A 4603-nucleotide genomic window follows, 5' to 3' on the forward strand; every position below is an offset into this window, starting at 1 on the left:
TCGATTGTCCCTCTAAGATACGGATAAATCGGTGGTATCACCACATTAACCAAGCAATAGCTTGCTGAATTTATTCACAGAAAGAAAATCAGGAGGAGGAAAAGGAAGTGGTGCTGATAGGCAGATTCGAACTGCCGACCTCACCCTTACCAAGGGTGCGCTCTACCAACTGAGCTATATCAGCACATCTTGGAGCGGGCAGTGGGAATCGAACCCACATCATCAGCTTGGAAGGCTGAGGTAATAGCCATTATACGATGCCCGCATCCTGGAACTCGGCTACCTAATTTTTCTGTAGATTTTGAAATTGGGGAATAAAATTTATACACCCCGCCTTCATCGATCCGGTTTAATCTTACTACCGTATCGAATATCCTGTTGCCAGGATTGAATTTGGTGGTGGGGGAAGGATTCGAACCTTCGAAGTCTGTGACGGCAGATTTACAGTCTGCTCCCTTTGGCCGCTCGGGAACCCCACCTGATTGTGTACTTGATGGTGCCGGCTACCGGAATCGAACTGGTGACCTACTGATTACAAGTCAGTTGCTCTACCTACTGAGCTAAGCCGGCCTCAAGTGCTGCGCATTCTAGGTAGACAGAACGCTCGATGCAACAAAAAAATTGCGTAAAATGCACTATCGCTTAGATTTCATCCAAATTAACCCATAAATCTAGAGCAGCAGCAAGGATTAGCACAAAGAAACACCAGTTCCCCCCAATGAAATGAGGACTTCATTATTAAATTTACTCTTATTCCCCTTGTACCAAGAATACATTTTTGCCCTTCAGGAGTGCAAATACCGTACTGACAGATGCTATTTCCCTCGTTTTCCTAAGAAAATAGACTTGGAATAAATTTTTCCCGTTAGCAATAAATCTCTTTCTAACGGGAAAAATGTGATGAAAACAGTTCAACTCAATGCAGCAACTTTACCTATCTATCGCAGAAGCATTAAACGCTTGTAGCGTCGAACATCCCGTGTTTTACGAGGATGAGGTCGATATCCATCTCAACCCCAAAATAGGGGGCTAACTGGCTACGGCGTAATCAACAACAGCGTGTTGTTGATTACGCCCGGGAAAAACATCTGGTTGGCGCGTCGCACTGCGGCACAGGAAAAGTCAGTTACGTCGGCAGCAGCAGTAGTAAAAATTCAGGGTTATTTATCCGCTTGTTAAAACATCTAAAAAGCACGTACCGACGGGCAAAAACGATCACGCTGAACGTTGATAGCTACATCATTCATAAAGGCCGTGAAACGCTTCATTGGCTGAAGAAGAACCCCAAATTTATTTTTATTTATCAACCGGTCTACTTGCCGTAGGTGAACCTCATCGAACGGTTGTGGCAGGCATTACATGACACGATAACCAAAAATCATAGCTGTCGTTCAATGTGGCAATGACTGAACAAAGTGCGCCACTTTATGAAAACGGTAAGCCCATTCCCAGGCAGGAAGCATGGTCAGACAAAAGTATAGCAGTATTCGGGACAGCTATTTAGTGGGCCCTCTGTGTACAAATGCAGAAGCATTCTGCCGCAGAACCGATTTTCTCTTCTTATTTCCATCAGCAAAGTGTTAACCTGCCTATTATCAAAAATTTATTACATAAGAGAAGGTGCCGCGATCATCGCGTTGGCTAAACTAATAGCCCGTTTTCTTCGCTGGGCTGAGAGTCCCTTTTCTTACCTGTGAAGCAGGCAGAACACGACTTATGAGCAATAGAGAGCAATCCTTGGCCACGCCATATCTACAATTTAACCGCAGCCAATGGGCCGCCTTGCGCGATTCCGTCCCGTTAACGCTGACAGAGGAAGAAATCGTTAAGCTCAAAGGGATTAACGAAGACCTTTCATTAGACGAAGTCGCGGAAATTTATCTGCCGCTATCTCGCCTGCTCAATTTCTATATCAGCTCTAATTCACGACGTCAGGCTGTGCTTGAGCAGTTCTTAGGAACTGATGGACAAAAGATACCTTACATAATCGGTATTGCAGGCAGTGTCGCTGTAGGAAAAAGTACTACAGCTCGTGTGCTTCAGGCGTTATTAAGCCGCTGGCCGGAACACCGCAGTGTAGAACTTATTACAACCGATGGGTTTCTTCATCCAAATAAAGTGCTAAAAGAACGCGACTTGATGAAGAAAAAAGGCTTTCCGCAGTCATACGATATGCATAGCTTGGTGAAATTTGTTTCTGATATAAAATCAGGGACACACAAAGTCACCGCCCCAACGTATTCCCATCTGACATATGACATCGTCCCTAATAACAATAAAGTGCTGGAACAACCTGACATTTTAATATTAGAAGGCTTGAATGTCTTACAAAGCGGAATGGATTATCCACATGATCCACATAGAGTTTTTGTTTCTGACTTTGTGGATTTCTCTATTTATGTGGATGCACCTGAAACACTGTTACAGACATGGTATATAAATAGATTTTTGAAATTCAGGCAAGGTGCATTCTCAAACCCAAATTCATATTTTCATAATTATGCAAAATTGACGGAAAAAGAAGCTGTCGGTATTGCATCTCAATTATGGAAGGAAATTAACGGACTTAATCTAAAAGAAAACATCCTCCCTACCCGAGAGAGAGCTAGTCTTATTATGACTAAAAGTGCTAACCATGCCGTTGAATGTGTTAGATTAAGAAAATGAAAAATAAATATACTTAATAAATTTCAACATAAAATTTTAGCACCTGAAAATAGGCTGCGGGATAACACTTTATCGATAGAATAGCCAAAGATAACCTTGCTACGAAAATCCTCTGACTACTCAACACACAGTAATTTACCTGCTATGTTATTTTTTACCTTCCGGTAAGTATAAAGGGTGATGCATCCAATTAGTAGAACATGTATTTTTCAATGAACGCCCCGATGACTTTTTCATGCAATTCAATCGAGCGTGAGAAGTAGATTGTTTTACGAGCCAAATGTTTAATACGCGTCCTCAATGTCAGGTTGTTACGCTCAATACGCTGAGTGAATATTTTTCCTGTCAGATGCTTATTCTTCGGTACTTCTCTGGCATAACTGCCCCAGTCATCACTGGTTATCATCCCGATGTTAAACGGCGTCAGCAGAGCCAGAAGTTCGCGGCAGGCGCCATCCGTGCGCGGTCCAAACGTATAAGCCAGAACGCCACCTGTTTTGGTGTTGTATGCATACCAGAGCCAGTGCTGCCGAGCTTTATGCCGACAAAGCCCCATTGCTCATTGGGTTCATAGATAAGTGCTACATCTGCATAAGCGACCGGAGAGGATGTTATTCGCTTCGGCGCGAGTTTTTTAACGTGCGAATGATAGTGTTAATGCCGATTTTCAGTGTTCTGGCAGTATCACGAACACCAGCGCCGTTGAATGCCATTTCGGTAATTTGCTCTTTGACACCGGGTTTACGAGCTTCATAGGTATAGGTGGGCAGAAACACGCGGTGGCAGCCACGACAGAGAAACCGGTCACGGCCTTTAGGATTCTGCCCGTGACGGTAAACCTGAACAGGCTGACAACCAGGACAATGAACATTAACGCTGGCCATGAGCACACCTCAAAGCGGGCATTATAGATCAATTCAACTAATTAGAGACATTACCCGCAAGTGTAGTCCCTCCTGAATTTAGTCTTACCGCTTAATAGAGTTATCTGGTTGAAATGCAACCAACTAAGACTCATCATGAAGAAAGCACGTTTCACTGAAACTCAGATCCTGCGGGTTCTTAAAGAAGTTGAATGTGGTCGGCATGTGAAGGATGTATGCCGAGAAAACGGTGTGTCAGCAGCCAGCTATTACAGCTGGAAAGCCAAATACGGCTGCATGGAATCCTCTGATATCAAACGAATGATAGACGAAAAGGGAAAAAGCACTTACCTAACAGGCACCCGCAGCCGTTGGTTATTCCGCATAAAATGAACCACTGTTGATCAGCGATTTTATGAGTGATGCCTTGATAGACGGGCGATGACTCCGGTGATTTAACGTCGTTGATGACTTTAATCGGGAAGTGTCAACAACACCGCTTAATGAGCGCTTTTCAAGACCCTGTAAATAATTCTGTGTAACTACCACCGTATTAAAGGTGATCGCTCAGGCGGTCACCGAACTCGATAATAAAACGACTCATCGCCAGCCGCCAGTTTTGGATCGGCATACTCCATTTTTTTGAAGCATCCTTGATCACCAGATAAATAACTTTTCGCACCGAGTCGTCGGTCGGGAACACTTTGCGCTTCTTTATCGCCTGCCGGATCACGCTATTCAGCGATTCGATGGCATTTGTGGTGTAGATAGCCTTGCGGATATCGGGCGGATAACCGAAGAATGTATTGATATTTTCCCAGTGCGCACGCCAGCTTTTGCTGATTTGCGGATATTTATCGTCCCACGCACCTGCGAACGTATCCAGTGCCATCAACGCGGCTTCTTCCGTCGGAGCCTGATACACCCGCCGGTGACAGCTTTGTAGTCCTTCCACGACACGTATTTCAGGCTGTTGCGCACCATATGGATGATGCACAGCTGGATATGTGTCTGAGGATAAACGCTGTTTATCGCATCTGGGAAGCCCTTCAGTCTGTCCACGCAGACAATCT

The 4603-nt window shown here is 44.4% G+C and carries 1 protein-coding gene, 4 tRNA genes and 4 pseudogenes; 3 read left to right on the forward strand and 6 right to left on the reverse strand.

Features of this window, described 5'->3' with window-relative positions; translation table 11 throughout:
• Nucleotides 1-108 precede the first annotated feature (108 nt).
• The 4 genes from K7X24_RS21695 to K7X24_RS21710 form a co-directional block, all read right to left on the reverse strand.
• Nucleotides 109-184, reverse strand: a tRNA-Thr gene (locus tag K7X24_RS21695).
• 6 nt (nucleotides 185-190) lie between these two features.
• Nucleotides 191-265, reverse strand: a tRNA-Gly gene (locus tag K7X24_RS21700).
• A gap of 129 nt (nucleotides 266-394) precedes the next feature.
• A tRNA-Tyr gene (locus K7X24_RS21705) sits at nucleotides 395-479 on the reverse strand.
• Between the two features lie 15 nt (nucleotides 480-494).
• Nucleotides 495-570: transfer RNA gene (locus K7X24_RS21710), tRNA-Thr, on the reverse strand.
• 370 nt (nucleotides 571-940) lie between these two features.
• On the opposite strand from K7X24_RS21710, the pseudogene K7X24_RS21715 reads away from it, so the two are divergent.
• Nucleotides 941-1481 (forward strand): annotated as a pseudogene (locus K7X24_RS21715) (IS630 family transposase); the annotation flags it as partial.
• Between the two features lie 235 nt (nucleotides 1482-1716).
• Nucleotides 1717-2667 carry a type I pantothenate kinase gene (gene coaA, locus K7X24_RS21720; protein WP_224558262.1) on the forward strand — a complete coding sequence of 317 codons (951 nt, stop codon included), beginning with the start codon at nucleotides 1717-1719 and terminating at the stop codon, nucleotides 2665-2667.
• Nucleotides 2668-2857: 190 nt separating this feature from the next.
• Here the strand turns inward: coaA and K7X24_RS21725 are convergent.
• Nucleotides 2858-3551, reverse strand: a pseudogene (locus K7X24_RS21725) (IS1 family transposase).
• Nucleotides 3552-3686: 135 nt separating this feature from the next.
• Here K7X24_RS21725 and K7X24_RS22235 point away from each other — a divergent pair.
• Nucleotides 3687-3854: pseudogene (locus tag K7X24_RS22235) on the forward strand (transposase); the annotation flags it as partial.
• Between the two features lie 229 nt (nucleotides 3855-4083).
• On the opposite strand, the pseudogene K7X24_RS21735 reads toward K7X24_RS22235, so the two are convergent.
• A pseudogene (locus K7X24_RS21735) lies at nucleotides 4084-4603 on the reverse strand (transposase); the annotation flags it as partial.

The sequence above is a fragment of the Pectobacterium versatile genome (assembly GCF_020166435.1).
Taxonomy (GTDB): domain Bacteria; phylum Pseudomonadota; class Gammaproteobacteria; order Enterobacterales; family Enterobacteriaceae; genus Pectobacterium; species Pectobacterium versatile.

Bases quoted from the DNA above. Each gene is read 5' to 3' on its own strand.
- coaA (WP_224558262.1), top strand. From the start codon at position 1,717: ATGAGCAATAGAGAGCAATCCTTGGCCACGCCATATCTACAATTTAAC.